This is a genomic window from Bacillus sp. AR4-2, assembly GCF_008274865.1.
Taxonomy (GTDB): domain Bacteria; phylum Bacillota; class Bacilli; order Bacillales; family Bacillaceae_G; genus Bacillus_A; species Bacillus_A cereus.
On record NZ_CP031062.1, the window covers coordinates 2,467,632 to 2,491,617 of the forward strand.

Consider the following 23,986-nt stretch of genomic DNA (forward strand, 5'->3'; position numbering starts at 1 on the left):
TATGGATGATTACAAGGATTTACAAGGTTATCCCTTACAAGCGGGGCAAGGTGCTCCGTTTGCTGGTAGGTTAGTAGATTCAGAAAGAAACGAAAACGGAGTATTTGTGCGAATTCCTTTTGATATGCTAAATAATGCCGGTTTATATGGTGCTAATAAAGTAGAGGTGTGGGGGGAAACGGATGGAACGATATATTTCCGTATTGCAACAAGATGCGAAATCTGTAAACGTGGAGCACGTCTATATGAACTAGATATGGGATTTGCGAAAAAGCACATTTGTATGGAGTGTTATACATCGCTTACGAGTTCTTATCCGCCACAAGAACCACCAAAACCAACTAATGAAAATAATACGCAAACAGAGCAGGAGCAGCAATAGCTGGTCTTTTTTTATTTCTGTTTATATTAGTTTTTAAGTGTTTTAATTATTAATTATAATATATAATAAATATGATTTTGTTGTCATACAATTTAATATCGCATTTAGGAGGTATATTATGAAAAAGAAGTTTATGTTAACGATGCTTCTGCTTGCATTAATGGTAGGATTACATCCTAATTCAATGACAAAAGCAGAAACCACAAGTGTACAAGGTGAACAATTTGAACAAGGGAAGTATGATTTAAAAGCTGAATCCCCGTTTGGATATAACTGGAATAAGAACTCCCCTTATGCGGGAACAGAAACAGGTAAAGTGAAATGGGAATACAAGCTTTATAAAAAGGATGGTGGTATTCAACTTTTTAGTGCTCCACCAGCAATTGGAAGAGATGGGACGATTTATGTTGGGAACAACAATAAAAAATTGTATGCATTTAATAAAACTGGTTCCATTAAATGGGTTAAAGATGATGTAACAGATTCAAATATTTCACCGGTTATAGCGGAAGATGGAACTATTTATGTTGCATACGGCAAATTGACTGCTTTGAATCCAGACGGTTCTATTAAATGGCAAGTTAAAGATGCACAAGCTGCACATACACCTATTATAGATAGTGAAGGTACAATTTATGTATATACTTCAAAATCAATAACTGCTTATAATTCGAATGGATCAAAGAAATGGGAATCAAGTAAGATGTTTGAAGGAGCTAATAGCGGTAAGAATTCTATGTTGATGTCAAAAGATGGAATTATTTATACTTTACTTTCAAGTGGCGAAAATTATTTTCTATATGCCCATGATAAAAATGGTAAAGAATTATGGAATAAAAAGGCTAGGGGGGATGCGGGCAACCCCGGTTTTTCTCTTGGATTAAACAATGAATTATATATAAATGGTGGATCTATCATTCATATTTTTGATAAAGACGGAAATCTAATAAAGCAGTGGAAGCCAGATAAGATGCGTTCAATAACTGCTTCTACAATCTCTTCGAAGGATGGGACAATATATATAACTGGAGATGGCTCGCTAGCTGCATATAATCAAGACTACACATTGAAGTGGAAAACTTTATCGGATGGAGGGGTTGGGAACTCACCAGTAATAGATAAAAATGGTGTAGTTTATGTTAATTCAGCACAAGCATTATACGTAGTAAATCCCGATGGAACGCTAAAATGGAAGATGCCATTTTCATTGTTTCATCCTGGTTCTACCAATGATACTATAATCATTGGTAGAGATGGAACTTTATACTTGCCGGGATATGTTCCAGAAGTAACTTACTTTGGTCCTGAAAAAACGTATTATTCAGTAGTAGCTATTGGCGATTCTTATACAGACACTGTGTGTACTAAAGATAGTACATACATGGAAGTACTTAAATCGCTGGAAGCAAAAAGTAAGACTGCTAAGTTAACAGATGAAGAGAAGAAAGAAGCGCGTGATATTTTGAAGAAATTATCGGATGATCTTGATAAAACAGATAAATAAAATCAATTGGATTAATACAATTAAATGGTTTTTGAGAAAAGAGAGACAAGTGTCTCTCTTTTTTTATTATAAATAAGGAGATGGAAAGATGGATCGTATTGATGTATTAATGAAAGCATTTATTGCTACATTTGGTGGCTTTTGTGGGTATTTCTTGGGAGGATGGGATGCAACATTGAAAATCTTAGTAACGATGGCAGTTATTGATTATTTAACTGGCATGATTGCAGCAGGGTATAACGGAGAATTAAAAAGTAAAGTTGGTTTCAAAGGCATCGCCAAAAAGGTGGTGCTTTTTCTTTTGGTCGGAGCGGCAGCTCAATTAGATGCAGCGTTAGGAAGTAATAGTGCTATTCGTGAAGCGACAATTTTCTTCTTCATGGGTAATGAATTACTTTCACTTTTAGAAAATGCCGGACGAATGGGTATTCCGCTTCCGCAAGCTTTAACAAATGCAGTTGAGATTTTAGGCGGTAAACAAAAACAAGAAGATAGAAAAGGAGATGTTAAGTAATGGGACAAATTATTGATATTTCAAAATGGAATGGTGACATTAACTGGCCTATAGCAAAGCAATACATTGATTTCATCATCGCTCGTGTACAAGATGGTTCAAATTATGTAGATCCATTGTATAAAGGATATGTACAAGCCATGAAGCAACATGGTATTCCTTTTGGTAACTATGCATTCTGTCGTTTCGTTTCTGCAAATGATGCAAGAATAGAAGCTCGTGACTTCTGGAACCGTGGAGACAAGAGCGCGACAGTCTGGGTTGCAGATGTTGAAGTAAAAACAATGAATGATATGAGAGCGGGCACACAAGCATTTATTGATGAACTGCGCCGATTAGGTGCTCAGAAAGTTGGTTTATACGTTGGTCATCATATGTATGCTCCGTTTGGTATGGCAAATGTAAAAGCTGACTTTGTTTGGATTCCTCGTTATGGCGGTAATAAGCCAGCTTATGCATGCGATATTTGGCAATACACAGAGACAGGTAATGTACCTGGTATCGGTAAGTGTGATTTGAACCAATTGATTGGCAGTAAATCATTATCTTGGTTTACAGGAGAGGAACAAACAGAACAATTTGTTGCTAATGGTGGCTATCAATACGTTAAATCTGGTGGGTTTGGTATTTCACTGGTTCAGGAAGTCGTAAATGCTATGAATGAGCGTGGAACAAAAGGGAAGGTTGTCTCTGATCCATTAACTGGTTTAGCTTACTTACAAACTGAAGTACTACCTAATGGCGAGCTTGATAAGATTACAGCTTGGATGGATGAAAGAAACTGGTGGTACGAGTACATTAAAAAATAAACATTGAAAGCTATCCTGTTGGGTGGCTTCTTTTAATTTATATTTACTAATTCATCATATCTAAACTGAGTATTTAAACCGAAAGCATCCGTGCAATATAAAGAACACGATTTAAAAGGAAAAACTTACTACATTACGACTTATAACGTCTATATTTCTATAAAATAAAAAAAGGCCAGCTTATAGGCTGGCTCTTTTTTATGGATGATATACTCCCTGAGCGTAATGATAAACTGTTTTTTCATTTGCTTTTGAAATCGGATTAGTTTTGTTAGGACCATTGTAATAACCAAGAGTCACAATATCGTAGTAGTGTGTTGATCTTGAAGCCCAGAAAGAATAATTCCCCTTACCACTAGGCATTTCCACTGAACCCTCAAATGCGCCATTTGCTCCTACAGTACATAAAATATCTTTTTTAGCAAAATTTAGTGCGCCATCGAAGTAAATGTAAAAAGTTGTACCAGCAGGTACTGCTTGTCCATTTGCGTCATATGCATATCCTTTGAATGTTGTGTTTTTATATGCATAAACTCGATACTTTTTACCTTGCCCATAGTCGATATACTCATTGTTTCCGATGTTAGTAATTTGCACTTTGTCGACAAGTGGCGTGTTTTCAGCTGCACTTGCATTATTGCTTGGTAAAATAAAGCCAAATACTACTAATCCAATTAGCATAAGTGAAGTTAAAATTTTCTTCATAATCACATCTCCTATAATGGTTTTTACACCCTAAATTTTACAGGGGTTAAATGTAAATTGCAACATTCATATATATTATATTAATATGCAATATTGCATATTAATAATGGTGCCAAATATAAATTGCACAATAGAAAAGAATAGTTTGATGGGAAAAATAGGGGTCGTCCTGTTGGCGGCTTTTATTTTTGAATTAACAAATTCATCGAACAAAATAAAAGAAGCGTCCGATAAACGAACGCCCCAAACACAAGGAAGGTAAAACATACTTTGTAATAGCTAATGAAGCCTATGAATATGTGAATAAAAAGTATATCCTCTTGTGTGTGTATTAAAATTACTTAGTATTAGGAATCGGTCTTCTTCAGTATCTTCCTTAATTACAAGAATTTGTGGTTGCTGATTTTATGAGACAAAATATTTTATATCTCAGGGATTTTATTTATTTGCTAATTTATTTAAGGTGTCTAAGTCTTTTTCCAAGCGTTCTTGAGCTCTTTGGATTTCATCAGATGTAAGGTCACCATTTTTCATTTTATATTCAAGCCATTCAATATATCCACTTCCTTCAGTGGGGGCAGGACAAATATTCTCAGTAGCTTTACCTATGGATATAATCGTATTATACGATTTACTATTATTATCTTCTAACTCTTGAGCAAACAAATAAAGATTTCCTAATTTATCCATAGACAAAGAATTATTATTAGAAAATACAGCTTGTGAAGAAGAAAGGTCAACTTTCCATTTTAGTGAACCATCAGAATTTAATACGTGTATTCCATCGTTTTTCACCCCAGTATAGATTATCCCATTATTATCTAGAAGTGGAGAAAGAGTAACCAAATCTTTAGTCGGGTATTTCCATTTGATAGACCCGTCTTTGTTTAATGCGAATAAATTTTTAGTACCACCAACATATATTACTTCATCTTTTTGGGATATGATAGGGGTTCCATATAAATTTTCATTTAAGTCCCATTCAGCTTGTATCGTCCCAGATGGGGAGACAACAAGTAGTTTTTCAGAAAGAGTAATATAAATTTCTCCGCTTAAACCTATAGAATAGTTACCTTTTATCTCTTCAGGTAGTTTAAGCTTCCATTTTTCTTCACCGTTATTTTTATGTGCATATAAATAACTTCCAGTTATGGTATAGATTGTTCCGTCAGCAGCAATTAAATTTCCTGTAGAATATAAAGTGCTTCTCCCTAACATACTATTAGATTTCCATTTAAGTGAACCATCAGGATTATATGCTTCTAAACTAGAACCATAAGTACTATAAACATAAATAGTCCCATCTTTTCCTATTGCAGGAGTTTGATAAAACCCTTTATTTTGAGACTTCCATTTAAGTGAACCGTCAGAATTTAACGCATACAAGGGGCCAGCAGAGAAATAGATAGTATTATTTGCACCAATAGATGCTGGGGATTTTATATTAGATTCCTGTGATGTATATTCCCATTTAAGTGAACCATTAGGGTTTAACGCATATAATTTGTGATTCATATTCCCAGCATAAATAGTTCCGTCATTTCCTACTACAGGTTGTCCTAGAAATGAATTCATACCAGTTATCCTATATTTCCATCTTATGTTATTTACATCCGTACCGTTATATGGTGAGTTGTTGGACCAATTATAAGCTAAAGGTTGATGTGCTCTAGAATCATATTCTCCTTGTTCATATTGAGAACCTTGTGGGAAAAAATTCTCGTATTTTTCTTTTTCAGCACTAATATTAGAAGAATGCGTAAAAGAAGTAATTAGTACCATTACTAAGCTTAGTAATATAAATTTTATTTTTTTCATTAATATACTCTCCTTTTTTGTTTTAATTTTTATATTTTAACATTTTTATATAGAGATTTAAATAAAGAAGAAATTGATGAGAATTTTATTTTTTAACTGTACCGCAATTTTAATAAAAAAGTGCTAACAAATTTGCAAACAAACTTGCTAACACCTATAAGAAATAGACATAAATTATCGCTGATATGTCTTCTTTGAAAATAGCTTTAATCAGTTAAATCACACTTATACGAAATGTTCATAAAAATCGTCTTAATATCAAGAATATAATCATCCAGATATTCCTTTACTTTTAAGACGAAAACGAGGCATGATATTGATTTCTACCTCAGAGTTTGCGTCAAATAATAAAAAAATACGGTTTGTAAAACTAAAAATACAACAAGCTACAACCGGCATGAAATGGATTAAGATATTTAGAAATTTAAAAGATGATTTTCAAATAGGGGGAGAGGTGGATTTAGACCATATTCTCCAATATCCGAAAGATTATATTGTAGGGGAAAATAAAAGGGTGTTATTTCCATACAATGAGAGAATTTATAAAGTTCGAGGTACTAAAATAGAACCGGGTATAACAGTAAAGGAAAGAGAGTATTTATTTAAAGAATTTCAGCGTAAATTCTCTTATTTCACAATACTTCCAGAATGTAAAAAGGTAGCAACAAATAACAAAAATGAATTATTTCCTTTATTTGCACCAAAAGGATTAGAGACATTAACATTAGAAGTTTGGTCTGAAAATATAGCGCTGGAAATAGAACAAGCATTACTTGATAGCAAAATTGTTTTGACTAAAGTTGGTGAAAATTCTTATGTATTGAATACAGATTTTCCGGTGTTATTAAAGATTGTGAGATACAATATTGAAAAGGTGTTACAAAATCCATATAAAATGCAATATTGCCAAAAATATAAAACAAATCTTGTAGATGATGTTAAGAAAGCTGTCTATGCTACCGCGGGTGAGCGCAGTGATGCGACATTAGCATTAATCGCAATGAAAAATTGTGATGGACGCGAAAAAATTGATCCAAAACAAATCATTAGAGAGGGATTTGCAAGAACAAACCGTATTTCAACATTTATTAATTTATTTATAGGACAAAATGTATCTCGTAAAACAATTGTAAATAGTGTTTTTAGTCTATTAGAACAAAAAGGATTTTTGAAGCGTAGTTGGAATAAGATAAATTTACCTTGTACATATGTTAGTTTATCAATTGAACGAATATCGAAATTCGATTTCTTACCTATTTTTTCAAAAATAAAAGGAAAAGAAATTTTATATAAATTATATGGGAGTACAGAGTGGCAAACGATTGATTACGTATTATTAAATATAAATAAACATAATGCATTTTTACCACAACCATCAAAGAGAAATGATATGGGGGCTCTTTTTAAACAATATGTTTTCGAAACATTAATGGAAATTGTACAATATGCAAAAGAACAAAATGAACAAGTTTACTTCATTGTAGATGCAAATTTGAGAAAATATTGGATAAAAGAGTTACAAAATAAAGAAATTAATATAGATATTTTACCTGATATTGTTCCAGAGGTCTTAAAGGTTCCAAATTTAAATATTATTAGAATAAATACAGGTTTTGATGTACCAAGTTACGGTGTAATAGAGCGGGATGATGCTCTAGATAGCATTGGCTTATATGCAGATCAAAAAGGGATGTATTATAGCACTGGTGAATATTCACTTAATTGTAGTGGGATTTTTCAGCGATATATACTTGAAATTTTACCATTGGGTGTAAAACCTGTAGAAAGGGATTATATCGCTAAAATGATACATTACATGTGCTGTAATTCTAGTATGCTTTCGAAAAAGAATGTACACATGACATATTCCGTACATATGGAAAAAGTAATGAAGACTTATATTACTGACATAGATGCAAGAGAGTTTAAAGAATTTGATGATGAATTGGATGTAGATGTAGTAAAGGTAGAAAAGAAAGATTCAATTACTCTACTTTAAATACTAGTAAACAAATCCTGCTCGTTATATCGATCAGGATTTGTCATTTTTTTATGTAAATAAGGATATCCTTTGTCAAGTATCTTTTCGTTTACATATTTACTTTATGTGCAGACAGGATTAATATGTTTTTTAGAAATACAAAAACTATATCATATGGAAAAAGATTTTTATTAATTGAAAAAATTTGAAAGGAATGGGGAATTGTGAAGAAATTAGATGTGCTCTTAATGCTATTGAGCGGCCTCTTTCCAATTGCAGGACTTACAAAGCAAATCCCTCTAGAACAATCTATATATATTGGAGGGCTTTTATTTTTTACTAGTTTCGGTAGTTATTTTGCTAAAAAGATGTATTCACGTATATGCAGCTGGATAGCGTATGCGCCATTTATAACATTACTGTTAGTTATTTGGCATCAGGATATTTCAACAAGTTCAATCATAACAAATGCAAAAATTGCTGCATGTGTCGCGTTAATTCCATGTTTATTCCGTTTTCGTACATATGGACTTACTTTGGGCTTATTCTCATTATGGGCCGCTTTACTATGGGATATAAAAGAAGTACAGTCGTTAGTCATACTTGAACGCATAACGAGTTTAATGACAAGCCATTATGTATATATATTACTATTAATTGGAGGACTTGTATTAGGAGGATTACTTGCGATGTTCATTCACCGCAAAGAGAAAGATAATAATAAAGAAAATATAAATCTACTTGGACCAAAAAAGAAACGCAAAAGATTATCAATTAAGATTAGACTTCCAAGATTGCCGAAATTAAAGATGAAACTATTTAAGTTTGGTGGGAAAGAATCTAAAAGTAAAATGGCAGAAAAGAACCATGAGTATAAGTACGAAGAACCAGTTGCAACATATGAAATGACAGAGCAAATAGATCCATACAAAGAAAATGCAGTTCAAGGTCAAACAAGGATGGAACGCCGAAGAAATAGGTATAATGCATAATGAAGTTTAATAACCCCGTAATGACTTATCTTAATATTGATAAATCATTACGGTTTTTTTATGTAATGAAATGAAGGTTGCTATTGCGGAGGGGAACAGCATATTTTATAGGTAGGAACCAAAATGAAATAAGGGGAGGATAAAATGCTTATCATTACATATATATCTGCTTGTATATTATTCTTAGTTAGCTTTTTACATGTATATTGGGCTTTCGGAGGTAATTGGGGGACAAATAGTGTTATTCCAACTAAATCAGGGGAAAAGGCGTTTACACCTCGCGCCGGAATGACATTGTTCATTGCATTATTATTAAGTATGGCAGCAATAATTTTGTTGCAACAAGCAAATATTGTTCATTTTGCAGTTCCTAATGTTATTATTCAAGTCGGTTCCTGGATTTGTATGATCGTCTTTTCTATTAGAGTAATTGGTGAATTTAACTATTTTGGTATCTTTAAACGCCAAAAAGATACGCACTTTGCAAGAATGGATACCGGTTTATATATTCCACTTTGTGCATTTTTATCTTTATCTTTTTTATTAGCAATAATTTTGTGAGTGAATAATAGTAGTTTCCGTTCTCAAAATATATGTAAAAGTGAGAAATCTAAGAGTAAATAAAAAGGATGTAAGCGCCTTCTTGTCGAAAGGTAAATTATTATGAAAGGCGGTGACACTATGAAGTATGTAAAAGTTAGTATGAATGGTGGAAGTGAACATAAATTCTCAATGACTTTAGATCGGTTTGAAGAACTTATTACTACAGAGAATGGGATATTAGAAAATAAATTAGTATGTATTGAAAATGTAATGATTAATCCTACTAATATATCTTCTGTAGTTGAAAGAATTGGTGTACCGGCTAAGTTTATGGAAGCTTAAAATCGTTAGATAAAAAACATCCATTGAGGATGTTTTTTAATTTATAAATATGAAATTGTACAGTGAATATTTGAGTAGATTTTTTAGCAATGACTATGCATATATTAAGTACCTGAACATGGTGCTTAATACATGCACGAAATAATAAGTACAAGCATATATTATGTAGTAGGACAAGATCTTCGTGTCCTACTTAATACTCAGAAAAAACCTCTAATCACATAAGAGCAGCCAATTGCAGGGTGCTCTTATTTTTTATGAAAATCTACTATGAGCCTTATTTTATAGTAGGATGCAATAATAAAGGGCTATTTTGAAATAGTGTTTTTTAGCCTTTAATTTTAAATTTATCTTTAACGTTAATAAATATTAAAAATAATATGATAGCAGAAATTAAGTTAGATAAGTAGAAATTTTGATGAAACAGTAGTTCAAAGATGACATCGAAAGTAACGAATAAGGCAATAGCAGGTAGTATGCAAATAAATATAAATCTCCAATTTTTTAAGTAATGTTTATAATTTGTAAGTACTTTATCCATAAATATAGCTCCTATATTTTTGTTTTTATATAATTATACATTTAGATACAAGGATTTTCAAAGTAAAAATATTTAGCAATTCAAAAATATAAGGAGAGCTTTTGTTGAAAATCCAGATTGCTGTAGTAATCTGAATTTGACTTTAAAGAACTATACTAAAATGATACACTATAATCTACGTTATTTTTGAAATGAATAGAGGGATTTGTGTGATAGATAAAATTAAAAATGCTGTAGAGGATATGTACGAAGATGAGGCTAAAGGTTTACTTCAAAGTATTCTCATACAGTTAAACTTATTAAAAGAAAACTATAGTGAAGATACAATTAAAAATTTGATGGATATTCCGAAACAATTAACAAGTAATCCTACTTATAAAAGGAATGTAAAAGAAAGTACGCACGTACATATTGCTTTTGATGATTCAACGGCTGGTTGCTTGAAATATATGTTAAGTCAAGAAGAATTATTTGAAGAGAGTGTTGTTGCTTTTTCGGAATTCTTTTCAATTGGACCGATATATAAGTTGCATACGAATGAGGGGCAACTAGCAAGACAGAAGTGGTTAATAAATAACTTAACTGCATATGATAGTTATTTTGAAGAAGAATATTTATTAAGATTTATAGCAACTATAGAAGAACTACATACTATTCCTGTTGAAACGCCTATTACAATTTGGAGGGCTGATAATGCACATGAACATGTAGGTCTAAGTTTTGTAATAGCACAATTAAAGGATAAGAAAAACATTCGAATAATTAATACGTCTGAAGCAAGCAGAGAAATATTAAAACAAGAGTATGATATTCGTGGAACGGGAGAATTACCACCTGAAAGTTTAGCTCTATTCCAAAAAAGTTTTATAAAGTTACCTTATTTAACTGAAGAGAAGCGCATGAAGTTTGAACATGAGTGGAATAGATTATCGGAAAGCATAGAATGTTTAAGAGTGTGGAAAGAAAATGAAGTGCATTCTGTACAGGAAGATTATTTTGATCAATTTATAATTGAATGCGCGAAAAGTGTGGGTGCTGATCGAGAGTTCCTCAAAGCTCCTAGAGTAATTGGTGAAGCACTTGGTCTTGTTGAACAATTGGTTGGAGATACTTTCTTAGAATATCGCTTGAAACAATTAATTAAACAAGAAGTATTTGAATTTGAAGGTTCGTTAGATGAAATGCGTTTTTATAGTGTGAAGTTAAGGAGATGATAAAAATATTCTATTTTTAAAAAACTCGTATTTTTAATAATACGAGTTTTTTAAGTTGAATTTGGGCTATACATAAGCTTCCCAGAGAGGGCATATCACATATGAATGATAAAGGTAATGAATGAAAAGAAGGTGATTTGTTAATATGTATAACCAACAAAATTATCCATATGATCAAGCGATGTATTATAATCCACATGACTACGGGTATGAACCTACAAATGAAGTGAGAGATATTGAACAAGAAGATTACAGACCAGATGATGCGGAGGATGCTCCAACGTCACCACCACCGTCACAAGCGCCATCGTTACCGTCTACATTTGCTTCTCCAGCACAACCAGGCAATATGAAATCATGGATGTGTAACTGTTTAGGAAGATGGGGCTATTTACGTTTACATCGTCCTGGACCTTTTGGAAGGGATTTATGGTTCTTTCCGACTGAAGTGAGAAGAAACGGAGTATCAGGTTACACTTGGCAAGGTGGTCGTCGTCGTAAAGTAAGTTATCGCTATCAACAAATTAGTAATTTTATGTGCTTCGCATAAAGAGAGGTGGGAGAGTAAAACGATTGTACTCTCTCACTTTTTTATTTTTCAATATACGAAGTAAGATTTTGATTAAAAATTTACAATTTTCACGTTTTTATTAGAGTATAATGCATATGTTGGTTGGTTTTCAAAAACAAATGAGAGTGAGGGAATACAATGTCAATGAAAAACAAAGTTGGGTTAAGCATAGAGGATGGCATTAATTTAGCTTCAGCTCAGTTTAAAGAAGATGCGTATGAAATTTATAAAGAATCGCGAAAAAAACAACCTATATTATTTGTAAACCAAGTTGAAATCGGTAAAGAATGGCTCATTACTAGATATGAAGATGCTCTGCCACTTTTAAAAGATAATCGTTTAAAAAAAGATTGGACAAATGTGTTTTCTCAAGATATAAAGAACATGTATCTTTCCGTTGATAATAGTGACCACTTAACAACACATATGCTAAATTCAGATCCACCTAACCACAGTCGTTTACGATCTTTAGTTCAAAAAGCTTTTACACCGAAGATGATTGCACAATTAGACGGAAGAATTCAGAGAATAGCAGATGATTTGATAAGTAATATAGAGCGAAAAGGTACATTAAATCTTGTGGATGATTATTCGTTTCCGTTACCAATTATTGTAATAAGCGAGATGCTCGGTATTCCAAAAGAAGATCAAGCGAAATTTAGAATTTGGTCTCATGCTGTTATTGCATCACCAGAAACACCTGAAGAAATAAAAGAGACCGAAAAACAACTATCTGAGTTTATTACATATCTTCAATATTTAGTTGATATTAAAAGAAAAGAGCCAAAAGAAGACTTGGTGAGTGCTTTAATACTTGCAGAGAGTGAAGGGCATAAACTTAGCGCTCGGGAACTATATTCAATGATAATGCTATTAATTGTCGCAGGACATGAGACGACAGTGAATTTAATTACAAATACGGTATTAGCACTTCTTGAAAATCCAAATCAATTACAGTTATTAAAAGATAATCCAAAACTAATTGATTCGGCTATTGAGGAAGGATTGCGTTATTATTCTCCAGTTGAGGTTACAACTGCAAGATGGGCAGCGGAACCTTTTCAAATTCACCATCAAACAATACAGAAAGGAGATATGGTTATTATTGCATTGGCTTCAGCGAACCGTGATGAAACAGTATTTGAAAATCCAGAAATATTTGATATTACACGGGAGAACAACCGTCACATTGCCTTTGGTCATGGTAGTCATTTCTGCTTAGGAGCTCCACTTGCGAGGTTAGAAGCAAAGATTGCTATTACTACTTTGTTTAATCGAATGCCTGAACTACAAATAAAAGGGAATCGTGAAGAAATTAAATGGCAAGGTAACTATTTAATGCGTTCTTTAGAGGAATTACCTTTAACTTTCTAGAATAGTTAAAAGGAGACATGCATACATCGAAAATGATTTACATAGAGTATGTATGTGTTATTTAAATTCGAAACGGAAGGGTGAAAACATCCCAATGATCAACTAATTCTATTTGTAAGAGATCTTCGTTAAAAAACGAAATATTCTTCTGAATAGGGTTAGTCTGTACATTTATAGAAAAGGGATGTATTTCGCTCTGCGAATATATAGTCTTTTTATATGATTTGTGCTGCCTCCTGTTCAGAACATGAAATAGGAGGCTTTTTTATGTCGACAAATGTAGTAACGAAACAAAACAATGGGGTATCACAAGTATTAAAAAATCGGTTTGTTCAAGGGATTTTAGCATCAGCATTATTTTTACAAATAGGAATATGGGTTCGAAACTTTGCGGTATTACTATATGTAATGGAAATGACAAAAGGTGATGCTTTTGCTATTTCGATGATTTCAGTTGCTGAATTCGCTCCAATTTTTATTTTTTCATTTATTGGCGGTACTTTTGCTGATAGGTGGAAGCCAAAGAAGACAATGATATGGTGTGAAACGTTAAGTTCCATTTCAGTATTCGCTGTATTAATTACGCTTATGTTTGGAACGTGGAAAATTGTGTTTTTTGTGACACTCATCTCTGCAATCCTTTCACAGTTTTCACAACCATCTGGAATGAAATTGTTTAAACAACATTTATCAACGGAACAAATTCAATTAGCAATGTCTATATATCAAACGATATTTGCAATATTTATGGTATTAGGACCAATACTAGGGACATTTATCTTTCATAGTTTTGGAATTTATATTTCAATCATCATAACAGGTATCTCGTTTTTACTTGCGGCAGTTGTATTGTTATTTCTTCCGAAAGATCTTGAAAACGACGTAGAAAAGAAGGATATCACTCTGTTGCAAGAGATGAAGGATGGTATTAAGTATGTCAAAAAGAAAAAAGCATTAACTTTGCTAGGGCTTTGTTTTATGGCTGCAGGACTAGGTATAGGATTAATTCAGCCATTAGGTATATTTATTGTGACTGAGCAGTTAGGATTATCAAAAGAAAGTTTACAGTGGCTACTAACAGTAAATGGTGCGGGAATGATTGTTGGCGGAGCCTTAGCAATGGTATTTGCGAAAAATGTTGCTCCGCAAAAGATGTTAATTATCGGTATGCTTGGTCAAGCAATTGGTATTGGCATTATAGGATATTCTACAAATTTATGGGTGACACTTACAGCGCAGCTTTTTAGTGGTTTAGCTCTTCCTTGTATCCAAATTGGTATAAATACACTTATTATTCAAAATAGCGATACCGATTTTATAGGTCGTGTAAATGGTATTTTAAGTCCGCTTTTTACCGGTTCAATGGTAGTAACGATGAGTATAGCTGGCTCATTAAAAGAGATGTTTTCATTAAGTATGATGTATGAAGGGACGGCTTTACTTTTTATAATTGGATTATTGTTTATTTTACCTATATACAATTTAAAGCCAGTAATAACGGTAGAAAGTGAAATAAGTAGTAAAGGAAGTGCCGTACAAAATGAATCCTAATCCAAATGTTAAATACCCTATTGAAGGAAATCAAAACGTTCAATTTATAAAAATATAATAACAAAACCTAATATACTTGTTGGTGACTATTCTTATTATGATGCGAAAGATGGAGAAACATTTGAAGATCGAGTATTACATCATTATGAATTTCTTGGAGATCGCCTTATTATTGGAAAGTTTTGTTGTATTGCATCTGGAGTTAACTTTATTATGAACGGAGCCAATCATCGGATGGATGGATTTTCGGCATATCCATTTAATATATTTGGAAATGGGTGGGAGAAGTATACACCTAGTTTGTCTGATTTACCTTATAAAGGTGATACAGTTATAGGAAATGACGTTTGGATTGGTATGGATACAACAATTATGCCCGGAATAAAAATAGGGGATGGTGCAATCATTGCAGCTAAATCTGTTGTGACTAGAGACGTCGCACCATATACAATTGTTGGTGGAAACCCTGCAAATAAAATAAAAGAGAGATTTTCAAATGAAATAATTCAAGAATTATTGCAAATTCAATGGTGGCACTTTGATATTGAAAAAATAACTGGAAATATTGATGCTATTGTACGCGGAGATATTGAACCATTAAGAAAGCTAAAAAGGGAATGAAAAATGGATGACAAATAGTATCATACCTCCGAATTTTGTTAATGATAATAGAACAAGGAGGTGTGATACTATGGCACAAGACGTTTTATGTGAAGTAAACAACTGTAAATTTTGGGCGAACGGTAATAAATGTAGTGCAGAGGCAATTTACGTAGTAAGTCATAAAGGTAAACATGCATCTACAACGGAAGAAACAGATTGCAAAACATTCGATCCAGAAGTGTAATTTCTTTAAGGGTAGCCAAATCGTGGTTGCCCTTTTATTAATGATAGTATTGATAATAAATATCATTTTCATTCATTGTTTTTAACTTTTCTTGTTATTTTTTCATATTCTCTTCATAAGTGATGTAATCCAACTCAATTCATGTTCAATTCGTGATTTACTAAATTCAATGACTTCAGTAATAAAAGATGAGGTAACATCTAGAGACTGAATAGCAGTAAGCTGATTATGTAGTACGTTTTGACGTACAGTCAAAATCTCTTTTCTATCCTCATAGTCAAGTTTTTCAAATAGAGCAATACGAACAAGAAATTCTGTATTGTTTGTCGCAAGTTTTTCAGGAAACTCTCGTAACATTTCAGAAAAAATTTCTTCTCCTGTTTCTGTTATATCGTACATATTTCGGTTTGGTTTTCCGACTTGTTTATGTATTTTTTTCGTTATAGCACCCATATTTTCAAAGCGCCGAAGGGCAGGGTAAAGCATGTTGTGATTTAACTCAAAATTCTCACCTAAACGATTTTGAACATTTTTTTTGATTTCATATCCATGTTTTGGTCCTGTCGTTAATTCTGCTAGCAGTAAAATGTCAACGTACATAAAAATCCCCCTTATATATTTCTCAAGTTCTCTAATGAAAAATCTCCTTTTGTATATGTTAAAATAACATATGATAGTTTATACAACTTTGAACTGCCGACCTATCACTTTTATTGTAAAAGAAAAGGGAGGAAAGAACTATGGCTTCACCTGAAAATGTTATTTTAGTTCATGAAATTTCAAAGCTGAAAATAAAAGAAGAATTATGGAATCCATATGAATGGTATCGTTTGATGAGGGATAATCACCCAGTTCATTATGATGAAGAGCAGGATGTATGGAATGTTTTTTTATATGATGATGTAAATCGTGTTTTATCAGATTATCGCTTATTTTCAAGTAGAAGGGAGCGCAGACAATTCTCAATCCCTCCTTTAGAAACTAGAATAAATATAAACTCTACAGATCCACCAGAACATCGCAATGTACGTTCCATTGTTTCTAAGGCATTTACTCCAAGAAGTTTAGAACAGTGGAAACCTCGAATACAGGCTATCGCAGATGAACTTGTACAACATATCGAAAAATGTAGTGAAGTTAATATCGTTGAACAGTTTGCTGCACCTTTACCTGTTACCGTTATTTCTGATTTATTAGGAGTCCCAACAACAGATCGTAAAAAAATTAAAGAATGGTCTGATATTTTATTTATGCCGTATAGTAAAGAAAAGTTTAATGATCTGGATGCCGAGAAAGGGATAGCATTAAATGAATTCAAAGCATACCTTTTACCGATTGTTCAGGAAAAGAGATATCATTTAACCGATGATATCATATCTGATTTAATTCGAGCTGAATATGAAGGCGAAAGATTAACCGATGAGGAAATTGTAACCTTTTCATTAGGTTTACTAGCGGCTGGGAATGAAACCACTACAAATTTAATTATTAATAGCTTTTATTGCTTTTTAGTAGATTCACCTGGAATTTATGAAGAGTTAAGAAAAGAACCTAACTTAATTTCAAAAGCGATTGAGGAAGTATTACGCTATCGCTTTCCTGTTACATTGGCCCGGAGGATTACAGAGGATACAAATATATTTGGTCCTTTAATGAAAAAGGATCAGATGATTGTTGCGTGGGTTAGTGCAGCGAATTTAGACGAGAAAAAATTTTCACAAGCCTCTCAATTTAATGTACATCGAACAGGAAATGAAAAGCATTTAACCTTTGGGAAAGGTCCTCACTTTTGCTTAGGAGCACCACTTGCACGTTTAGAGGCTGAGATTGCATTAACTACCTTTATAAATACTTTTGAAAAAATAGAGCTATCTCCATCTTTCTGTTTAGAAAAATGTATATTGGAAAATGAACAAACATTAAAATACTTACCTATTCGTTTGAAAGCTAAATAAAAATCTTAACAAGGTGCATACATTTGCATCTTGTTTTTTGTTTCTCAATTGTGAGTTTTCAGTAATTACCTTAATATGGAATTGTATAAAGCGTAGAGGAGGATTCTTATGTTGACTTGTAATGGAAGTAAATCATTTCAAAAGTTTATTAAAGGTGTTACAGATCTTATGGAAAACGGTTTATTTGAAGAAGAAATAGTGTGTGGCATTGAAAAGTTACTAGAAGAACTTTTAGAAAAGAAAACATGGCTTCCGTTAGATAAACAGAAGGCCAATTTGACTCAATATGCACGACATTTATTGTATGAAGATCCGCTCAAACGTTTTGAAGTACTAGCTCTCGTATGGAAAGATGGACAATCTACACCTTTACATGATCATGACGGCACATGGGGAGTAGAAGGCGTTTTTACAGGAAGGATTATGGTGCAGAACTTTATACAAACGAAACAACTTGGAAATTCACTTGTTTATTTAACACATACAGGAAATCTTTATTTGGGAGAAGGAGAAACAGATAAAGTAATTCCACCAGCGGATTGTCATATTCTTGAAATCAGCAAAAATGAAAGCGTTATTACGATTCATGTTTATGGAAAACGGTTAGAAAAGTTTAAAGTATATATCCCAACTGAAGAAAAAAATGTGTACATGTGTGAGACGAAATACATTAGTTATAATTCATAGTTTAAAATCCAAAGCTTTTTTAAAAAGAAAAGCTTTGGATTTTATTTTTAATTATTTCTTGACCTGAAACGCTTTTCATAAATTATAAATAAGAAGTACCTCACGAGGATTGTATGAAAACGATACCTAATAATTAATTAGAACTCGTGTATTTATAGAAAGTGGTGAAGAAATAATGAAATTAATTGCAATTGATTTAGATGGAACTCTTCTTTCGGGGAATAAAATGATAAGTAAAGAAAATGCAGAAGCAATTCGAACATGTCAAGAAGCTGGCCATGTTGTAGCAATTTGTACAGGACGTTCTATTGTTGACATTGAGCGATTATTGTTAGAAGTTAATTTAGAGTGTCCAATCATTGCGGAAAATGGGGCTCTTATATATAAAGATAAAAAAATGATGAAGAGATATCCAATTCAAAATATGCAGGCACTTGAAATCGTAGAATATCTTGAAGAGAATGGTTTATACTATCAGCTTTATACTGATAAAGGTGTGTATGTACCGGATTATGGAGTAGAGAGTGTACGTAATGAAATTGAGTATGTGAAGAATTCAAAAGAAAATTTCGACTTGAAAGAGTTAGAAACAATCGCAGCATTATATCTTGAGCATACAGCGTTTCATAGTGCGGAAAGTTGTAAACCAATTGTAGAAACAGATATACATGTGCATAAACTATTACCATTTTCTTATGATATTGAGAAATTAAAAAAACTAAAAGAAACATTTCTTCATAATACGGATTTAGCAATTACATCTTCATATTGGCACAATTTAGAGATTAATCATCGAGATGCTCAAAAAGGGAATGGATTATATACTTTAGCAGAACATCTTAATATTCCGGTTGAAAACACTGTAGCGATAGGTGATGGACTAAACGATGTTTCTATGATGGAAAAAGCGAATATATCAATTGCAATGGGAAATGCAGTTGAAGAAATAAAAGAAATGTGTAAATACGAAACGTTATCAAATGAAGAACATGGTGTGGCACATGCTTTATATAAATATGTAATGTAATTAAAAAAAAGAAAAAAGAATCCAAATGGATTCTTTTTTCTTTTTTATTAGGGGTAAGGTATTCTATGAGATTCATAGAAGCCTTATTACATTTTATTATATAGAATATATTGGAATAAATGTTTAAATTTTTCATAAAAATTGTGAATATTTTATGAACTTTATACTTATTGCATGTTTATACCGCTATTAGTAACGTGTATGACTCTCAAGTGAAAATTCAGTGAATGTAAGGAGGAATTCAAGTTACTAGACAATAAGTGAGGAATCAACGAAATATATACTAATTAAAGGTATATTCAGTATATATATTCTTTTCTTATTTTAATTGAAAAATAAAATTTGTTCGAATAATTATTCTACAGCTATATACCTACACTAGCTTTCTTCGTATAATGGAGAAGTATGAATTTTAGATTTGTATTAATTTTACATATTGAGGTGAAAAAGGAATGAATTCGCGGCTAATGGAACTTATTGATGTGAGTACAATAGAAACCATGGCAGAACAATTTTATAAATTAACTAATATATCACATCAACTTCTTGATGCTGAAAAAGAATGTGTTTTTTCATTCGGAATGAATGAGATAAAAAAGAGTAAACTTCCAAAGATTGAAATCCCCATTTTCTTATACAATCAACATTTAGGATCTTTTGTTGTATGGTCCAAAAAAAGTGAAATTTTCAGTTGTCAAAAATACTTTGAAATGCTCTCAAGTTTAATTTTAGATAGCGCAATAAAAGTATTTCAAAGTAAAAATACAACGTTGCTTTCTCAGAAAGAGGAGGAACTACATACGATTTTACAAAACATGCCTGTTATGGTCGATGCGCTTGATTATAATGGAGATTTTGTTTTGTGGAATCGAGAATGCGAAATTGTAACAGGTTATACCGCTGAAGAAATAATTGGAAATCCCAATGCACTGCAATTATTGTATCCTGATCATAATTATCGCCATCAAATACAAAAGAAATTTTTAACTTGTGGAAAAAATTTCAGAGATTGGGAAATGCACTTAACATGTAAAAATGGTGAAATCAAAACAATAATGTGGTCGAATATATCAGAACAGTTTCCTGTAACAGGATATAGTTATTGGGCTGTTGGTGTAGATATTACACATTTAAAAGCGATAGAAGAGCAGTTAAAACAACAAACATCTGAACTGGAATTAATTTTTAAAGCTTTACCAGATTTATGTTTTTTAACAGAAGATGATGGCACAATTATAGATTACAAGGCAGGATCTCCTACAAAGTTTTACGTACCCGCAGAAGCTTTTATGGGAAAAAAGTTTTACGAAGTATTACCATCTTCAGTAGCACAGCAGTTTCAGGAAGCCATTAATCAAGTGAAGGAAAAAGGAACGAATGTAATTGTAGAATATCCACTCACACTTAATGGAAGTATTGATTTCTTTGAGGCTAGGTGCTTACCATTATTACATGATAAAATTATGATTATTGTACGCGACATTACAGAGCGAAAAAAGACAGAAGAATTGCTAAATAAATCAGATACGCTTGCAGCAATTGGTCAATTAGCAGCTGGCGTGGCTCATGAAGTAAGAAATCCTTTAACTGTAATTAAAGGTTTTATACAGTTATTTCAAATTAATAAAGAAGATCAAGAAAAATATTTTGATCTTATGCTCTCTGAAATTGAAAGGATAGAAGCAATCCTGCAAGAATTTCTGGCAATTGCTAAAACAGATGAGATAAATACAGAAAAGAAAAATATTTATCAAATTTTTAAAAATGTCGTATCGTTAATGAATACAAAAGCAATTATGACAAATATTCAAGTTGAACTATTTACGGATGACAAAGATATAGTTATTGAATGCTCAGAAAATCAATTGAAACAAGTATTTATTAATATTTTGCAAAATTCAATCGAAGCTATGCCAAATGGTGGGGGAATTTCAATTCACATAAAAGAAATAAATGATGATGGTGTCATCATTCATGTAATAGATGAAGGAATAGGAATACCTGAAGAAAGAATTAAGAGATTAGGTGAACCTTTTTATAGTACGAAAGAAAAAGGGACTGGTATTGGATTAATGTTAAGTTATAAAATTATTGAAAGTCATCAAGGGACAATTAGTATCATGAGCGAGGTTGGTGTCGGGACAACAGTAACTATTTACTTACCGAAAGTACTAAGTAAACAATCTCTTTCTAATTGTGACGACAAATGTATAGCAATACGCACTAGTAGTAATTCTTAAATCAATTAATACCCAATAACAAAGCGATTAGTGAAAACTAAGCTTTTTGTTATTGGGTATTTTTTATATTTAATTTAGTAAACTTTACCTTTTCTTTACCTTTGTTTTAATTTCTATTAAGTTTTAAACATTATATTGATATTTGTACAAAGCAATGTATAGAAATTGTACATTACTTTTAATATAGAAATGTGATTATTATTTGAAATATTGTAAGGAGGAGATTATGACAAGGTGAAAAAGCAAGAGAAGAAAAGTGGTAGAGTAGTACCTCTCCGGTTAAATATTTTATTCCTTTGTGTATTTTTATTATTTTCTGGCATTATTATTCAGTTAGGGAAAGTGCAAATTTTTGATGGAGAAACATATAAAAATGAAGTAGAGAAGAGAGAAAATGCAACCGTTGGTCTTTCTGTACCACGTGGGAAAATATTTGATCGTGAAGGAAATCCAGTAGTTGATAATAAGTCTTTACGTACGATTACATATACAAAGGTGAAAGGTGTAAAGCAAGAAGAAATATTAAAATCAGCAAGACAACTTGCAGACATTATTGAAATGCCGCAAGAAGATATAGACAAGTTAACGGAGACTGATAAGAAAGACTTTTGGATGCAATTAAATCCAGAACTTACTCAAGACTTAGTATCAAAAAAAGAAATAGATAAGTTCCGAGATAAAGATATTACCGGAAAAGAGCTAGACAAAAAAATAGAAGATTTAAAAAGGAAGCGCGTTACAGAAAAAAATCTTCAAGAACTAACGGCTAAAGATATAGAAGTGTTAGCTATTAAAAGTAAAATGACCTCAGGTTTTCAAATGGCACCTCAAATTATTAAAAAGGACGTTAGTGAACAGGAATATGCGGTGATTAGTGAAAATTTAGCGAACCTTCCAGGGGTAGACGCATCAGTTGATTGGGAGAGAATCTATGTAAATGATGGATTATTCCGTTCTGTCCTTGGTAACGTTTCAAATGCTGATGAAGGATTGCCACGTGAACGATTAGATTATTATTTAGTGCGTGATTATAGCCGAAATGATAGAGTTGGCAAAAGTTATATCGAACAGCAATACGAAGATGTACTTCATGGTACAAAAAAAGAAGTAAGAAGCATTGCTGATAAACAAGGAAATACTATTAGAACGGAAACGGTTTCGGAAGGGAAAAGCGGTAAAAATTTAACTTTAACAATAGATATGGAATTGCAAAAAAAAGTAGAGGAGAGCATAGAAAAAATATTAAAACAATATAAAGGATCAGAATCAATGTTAGACCGTGCTTTCGTAGTAATGATGAATCCGAAAAATGGCCAAGTATTATCGATGGCTGGGAAAAGGCTTGTAGAAAAAGACGGGAAAATGGAAGTTGAAGATTATGCTTTAGGCACGCTGACAAGTTCATATGAGCTTGGATCAACGGTTAAAGGTGCGACAGTGTTAACAGGGTTTGAAACAAATGCAATAACTCCTGGAACACATTTTTATGATGCACCTATGAAATTTAAAGGAACTAAGGAAAAGAAGTCTTGGAAAAATTTTGGTGATATAGACGATCTAAGAGCGTTACAAGTTTCTTCAAACGTTTATATGTTTAATATAGCATTAAAAATTGCTGGTGTGGATTATGTGAAAAATAGTTCACTAGATATTAAACAAGAATATTTTGATAAAATGAGATATTATTTCAGGCAATTTGGACTAGGCGTACAAACTGGTATTGATTTACCGAATGAAACTGCAGGACAAATTGGAAGAAAAGATAATCAGCCTGGTTTCTTATTAGATTATTCTATTGGACAATATGATACGTATACACCACTTCAGCTTGCACAATATATTTCGACTATCGCAAATGGAGGGTATCGAATGAAACCACAAATTGTTCAAGAGATTAGAGAACAAACCGTTCAAAAAGATGAGGTTGGTAAAGTAGTACAATCAATAGAACCCGTTGTTTTAAATAGAATCGATATGAAACAAGAATATATTAATCAAGTAAAAGAAGGATTTAGAAAAGTATTTCAAGAAGGAGATGGAACGGGAGTAAGAGCGTTCCAAAAAGCACCATATAAACCAGCTGGTAAAACAGGGACCGCACAAACTGTATATGGTGGAGAAAATGAAATTGGGCGAAATGCGAAAGGCGATCGTAGAGAATGTTATAACTTAACATTAGCTGGATATGCGCCATATGATGATCCAGAAGTAGCATTTTCTGTTGTAGTACCGTGGGTTGAAAATGATAAATCGGGCATTAACTCCGATATTGGAAAAGAAGTTTTAGATGCTTATTTTGATTTGAAAAATAAGCGATTAACTGGTGAAGCGCCAAAAACAGATGCCTCTAAAGAGAATTAAAATGGACGAAACGTCTCTAGCATTCATG

22 protein-coding genes and 1 pseudogene are annotated in these 23,986 nt (G+C 32.4%); 19 read left to right on the plus strand and 4 right to left on the minus strand.

The annotated features are described in order from the left end of the window. The first annotated feature begins 1 nt into the window (after window position 1). The 4 genes from DN399_RS12725 to DN399_RS12740 all read left to right on the plus strand — a co-directional run bounded on the left by DN399_RS12725 (window position 2) and on the right by DN399_RS12740 (window position 3,209). Window positions 2-382, plus strand: a complete 381-nt coding sequence (locus DN399_RS12725; protein WP_149149659.1) for a hypothetical protein — start codon at window positions 2-4, stop codon at window positions 380-382. A 118-nt stretch (window positions 383-500) separates the two neighbouring features. Next, window positions 501-1,886 carry an outer membrane protein assembly factor BamB family protein gene (locus DN399_RS12730; protein ID WP_149149660.1) on the plus strand — a complete coding sequence of 462 codons (1,386 nt, stop codon included), beginning with the start codon at window positions 501-503 and terminating at the stop codon, window positions 1,884-1,886. Window positions 1,887-1,974: 88 nt separating this feature from the next. Then, window positions 1,975-2,400: a phage holin family protein gene (locus tag DN399_RS12735; protein WP_065703361.1), complete on the plus strand. Its 426-nt coding sequence runs from the start codon at window positions 1,975-1,977 to the stop codon at window positions 2,398-2,400. Further along, window positions 2,400-3,209 carry a GH25 family lysozyme gene (locus DN399_RS12740; protein ID WP_149149661.1) on the plus strand — a complete coding sequence of 270 codons (810 nt, stop codon included), beginning with the start codon at window positions 2,400-2,402 and terminating at the stop codon, window positions 3,207-3,209. Before DN399_RS12735 ends, DN399_RS12740 begins: the two co-directional genes overlap by 1 nt. A gap of 198 nt (window positions 3,210-3,407) precedes the next feature. On the opposite strand, the gene DN399_RS12745 is transcribed toward DN399_RS12740, so the two are convergent. Both DN399_RS12745 and DN399_RS12750 read right to left on the minus strand, forming a co-directional pair. Continuing rightward, window positions 3,408-3,914, minus strand: a complete 507-nt coding sequence (locus DN399_RS12745) for a hypothetical protein (RefSeq protein ID WP_016118526.1) — start codon at window positions 3,912-3,914, stop codon at window positions 3,408-3,410. A gap of 438 nt (window positions 3,915-4,352) precedes the next feature. Beyond that, window positions 4,353-5,732: an outer membrane protein assembly factor BamB family protein gene (locus tag DN399_RS12750; RefSeq protein ID WP_149149662.1), complete on the minus strand. Its 1,380-nt coding sequence runs from the start codon at window positions 5,730-5,732 to the stop codon at window positions 4,353-4,355. 316 nt (window positions 5,733-6,048) lie between these two features. Between DN399_RS12750 and DN399_RS12755 the strand changes: the two genes are divergently transcribed. The 4 genes from DN399_RS12755 (at window position 6,049) to DN399_RS12770 (ending at window position 9,590) form a co-directional block, all read left to right on the plus strand. Further along, window positions 6,049-7,731 carry an RNaseH domain-containing protein gene (locus DN399_RS12755; protein ID WP_025710282.1) on the plus strand — a complete coding sequence of 561 codons (1,683 nt, stop codon included), beginning with the start codon at window positions 6,049-6,051 and terminating at the stop codon, window positions 7,729-7,731. Window positions 7,732-7,937: 206 nt separating this feature from the next. Further along, the gene (locus tag DN399_RS12760; protein WP_006926091.1) at window positions 7,938-8,705 is read left to right on the plus strand and encodes a DUF3959 family protein; all 768 of its coding nucleotides are present in this window, start codon (window positions 7,938-7,940) and stop codon (window positions 8,703-8,705) included. 144 nt (window positions 8,706-8,849) lie between these two features. Beyond that, window positions 8,850-9,266 carry a DUF3995 domain-containing protein gene (locus DN399_RS12765; protein WP_000905571.1) on the plus strand — a complete coding sequence of 139 codons (417 nt, stop codon included), beginning with the start codon at window positions 8,850-8,852 and terminating at the stop codon, window positions 9,264-9,266. Between the two features lie 120 nt (window positions 9,267-9,386). Continuing rightward, the gene (locus tag DN399_RS12770; protein WP_149149663.1) at window positions 9,387-9,590 is read left to right on the plus strand and encodes a hypothetical protein; all 204 of its coding nucleotides are present in this window, start codon (window positions 9,387-9,389) and stop codon (window positions 9,588-9,590) included. A gap of 328 nt (window positions 9,591-9,918) precedes the next feature. Here DN399_RS12770 and DN399_RS12775 read toward each other — a convergent pair whose 3' ends face one another. Beyond that, window positions 9,919-10,131, minus strand: coding sequence for a hypothetical protein (locus DN399_RS12775; RefSeq protein ID WP_000362067.1), 213 nt, complete (start codon window positions 10,129-10,131; stop codon window positions 9,919-9,921). A gap of 209 nt (window positions 10,132-10,340) precedes the next feature. Between DN399_RS12775 and DN399_RS12780 the strand changes: the two genes are divergently transcribed. From DN399_RS12780 to DN399_RS12810, 6 genes and pseudogenes are all read left to right on the plus strand, one after another. Beyond that, complete coding sequence (locus tag DN399_RS12780; protein WP_088363627.1) at window positions 10,341-11,345, plus strand: DUF1835 domain-containing protein; 1,005 nt, start codon at window positions 10,341-10,343, stop codon at window positions 11,343-11,345. Between the two features lie 145 nt (window positions 11,346-11,490). Further along, window positions 11,491-11,895, plus strand: coding sequence for a hypothetical protein (locus DN399_RS12785; protein WP_000282680.1), 405 nt, complete (start codon window positions 11,491-11,493; stop codon window positions 11,893-11,895). A gap of 159 nt (window positions 11,896-12,054) precedes the next feature. Then, window positions 12,055-13,290, plus strand: coding sequence for a cytochrome P450 family protein (locus DN399_RS12790; protein WP_000062124.1), 1,236 nt, complete (start codon window positions 12,055-12,057; stop codon window positions 13,288-13,290). A 267-nt stretch (window positions 13,291-13,557) separates the two neighbouring features. Beyond that, entirely contained in the window at window positions 13,558-14,841 is a 1,284-nt protein-coding gene (locus DN399_RS12800; protein ID WP_149149664.1) for an MFS transporter, read from the plus strand. Then, a pseudogene (locus tag DN399_RS12805) lies at window positions 14,831-15,462 on the plus strand (Vat family streptogramin A O-acetyltransferase). The gene DN399_RS12800 and the pseudogene DN399_RS12805 overlap by 11 nt, the downstream one beginning before the upstream one ends. Window positions 15,463-15,532: 70 nt before the next feature. After that, on the plus strand, window positions 15,533-15,688 hold the full coding sequence (locus DN399_RS12810) for a DUF1540 domain-containing protein (protein WP_000046095.1): 156 nt from the start codon (window positions 15,533-15,535) through the stop codon (window positions 15,686-15,688). A 102-nt stretch (window positions 15,689-15,790) separates the two neighbouring features. Here the strand turns inward: DN399_RS12810 and DN399_RS12815 are convergent, their stop codons facing one another. Next, on the minus strand, window positions 15,791-16,288 hold the full coding sequence (locus DN399_RS12815) for a PadR family transcriptional regulator (RefSeq protein ID WP_149149665.1): 498 nt from the start codon (window positions 16,286-16,288) through the stop codon (window positions 15,791-15,793). A gap of 140 nt (window positions 16,289-16,428) precedes the next feature. Here DN399_RS12815 and DN399_RS12820 point away from each other — a divergent pair, with 140 nt between their 5' ends. The 5 genes from DN399_RS12820 (at window position 16,429) to DN399_RS12840 (ending at window position 23,958) form a co-directional block, all read left to right on the plus strand. Then, window positions 16,429-17,643 (plus strand): cytochrome P450, encoded by a 1,215-nt coding sequence (locus tag DN399_RS12820; RefSeq protein ID WP_149149666.1) that lies wholly within the window; start codon window positions 16,429-16,431, stop codon window positions 17,641-17,643. Between the two features lie 108 nt (window positions 17,644-17,751). Then, window positions 17,752-18,330 carry a cysteine dioxygenase family protein gene (locus DN399_RS12825; RefSeq protein WP_086388163.1) on the plus strand — a complete coding sequence of 193 codons (579 nt, stop codon included), beginning with the start codon at window positions 17,752-17,754 and terminating at the stop codon, window positions 18,328-18,330. Between the two features lie 175 nt (window positions 18,331-18,505). Beyond that, complete coding sequence (locus tag DN399_RS12830; protein ID WP_097960824.1) at window positions 18,506-19,357, plus strand: Cof-type HAD-IIB family hydrolase; 852 nt, start codon at window positions 18,506-18,508, stop codon at window positions 19,355-19,357. A gap of 452 nt (window positions 19,358-19,809) precedes the next feature. Further along, the gene (locus DN399_RS12835; RefSeq protein WP_016122581.1) at window positions 19,810-21,597 is read left to right on the plus strand and encodes a PAS domain-containing sensor histidine kinase; all 1,788 of its coding nucleotides are present in this window, start codon (window positions 19,810-19,812) and stop codon (window positions 21,595-21,597) included. A 234-nt stretch (window positions 21,598-21,831) separates the two neighbouring features. Then, window positions 21,832-23,958, plus strand: coding sequence for a peptidoglycan D,D-transpeptidase FtsI family protein (locus tag DN399_RS12840; protein ID WP_149149667.1), 2,127 nt, complete (start codon window positions 21,832-21,834; stop codon window positions 23,956-23,958). Window positions 23,959-23,986: the final 28 nt, after the last annotated feature.

Bases quoted from the DNA above. Each gene is read 5' to 3' on its own strand.
- DN399_RS12810 (WP_000046095.1), top strand. From the start codon at position 15,533: ATGGCACAAGACGTTTTATGTGAAGTAAACAACTGTAAATTTTGGGCG.
- DN399_RS12785 (WP_000282680.1), top strand. From the start codon at position 11,491: ATGTATAACCAACAAAATTATCCATATGATCAAGCGATGTATTATAAT.
- DN399_RS12765 (WP_000905571.1), top strand. From the start codon at position 8,850: ATGCTTATCATTACATATATATCTGCTTGTATATTATTCTTAGTTAGC.
- DN399_RS12735 (WP_065703361.1), top strand. From the start codon at position 1,975: ATGGATCGTATTGATGTATTAATGAAAGCATTTATTGCTACATTTGGT.
- DN399_RS12745 (WP_016118526.1), bottom strand. From the start codon at position 3,914: ATGAAGAAAATTTTAACTTCACTTATGCTAATTGGATTAGTAGTATTT.
- DN399_RS12775 (WP_000362067.1), bottom strand. From the start codon at position 10,131: ATGGATAAAGTACTTACAAATTATAAACATTACTTAAAAAATTGGAGA.
- DN399_RS12770 (WP_149149663.1), top strand. From the start codon at position 9,387: ATGAAGTATGTAAAAGTTAGTATGAATGGTGGAAGTGAACATAAATTC.
- DN399_RS12725 (WP_149149659.1), top strand. From the start codon at position 2: ATGGATGATTACAAGGATTTACAAGGTTATCCCTTACAAGCGGGGCAA.
- DN399_RS12730 (WP_149149660.1), top strand. From the start codon at position 501: ATGAAAAAGAAGTTTATGTTAACGATGCTTCTGCTTGCATTAATGGTA.
- DN399_RS12825 (WP_086388163.1), top strand. From the start codon at position 17,752: ATGTTGACTTGTAATGGAAGTAAATCATTTCAAAAGTTTATTAAAGGT.
- DN399_RS12800 (WP_149149664.1), top strand. From the start codon at position 13,558: ATGTCGACAAATGTAGTAACGAAACAAAACAATGGGGTATCACAAGTA.
- DN399_RS12835 (WP_016122581.1), top strand. From the start codon at position 19,810: ATGAATTCGCGGCTAATGGAACTTATTGATGTGAGTACAATAGAAACC.
- DN399_RS12830 (WP_097960824.1), top strand. From the start codon at position 18,506: ATGAAATTAATTGCAATTGATTTAGATGGAACTCTTCTTTCGGGGAAT.
- DN399_RS12750 (WP_149149662.1), bottom strand. From the start codon at position 5,732: ATGAAAAAAATAAAATTTATATTACTAAGCTTAGTAATGGTACTAATT.
- DN399_RS12820 (WP_149149666.1), top strand. From the start codon at position 16,429: ATGGCTTCACCTGAAAATGTTATTTTAGTTCATGAAATTTCAAAGCTG.
- DN399_RS12740 (WP_149149661.1), top strand. From the start codon at position 2,400: ATGGGACAAATTATTGATATTTCAAAATGGAATGGTGACATTAACTGG.
- DN399_RS12815 (WP_149149665.1), bottom strand. From the start codon at position 16,288: ATGTACGTTGACATTTTACTGCTAGCAGAATTAACGACAGGACCAAAA.
- DN399_RS12790 (WP_000062124.1), top strand. From the start codon at position 12,055: ATGTCAATGAAAAACAAAGTTGGGTTAAGCATAGAGGATGGCATTAAT.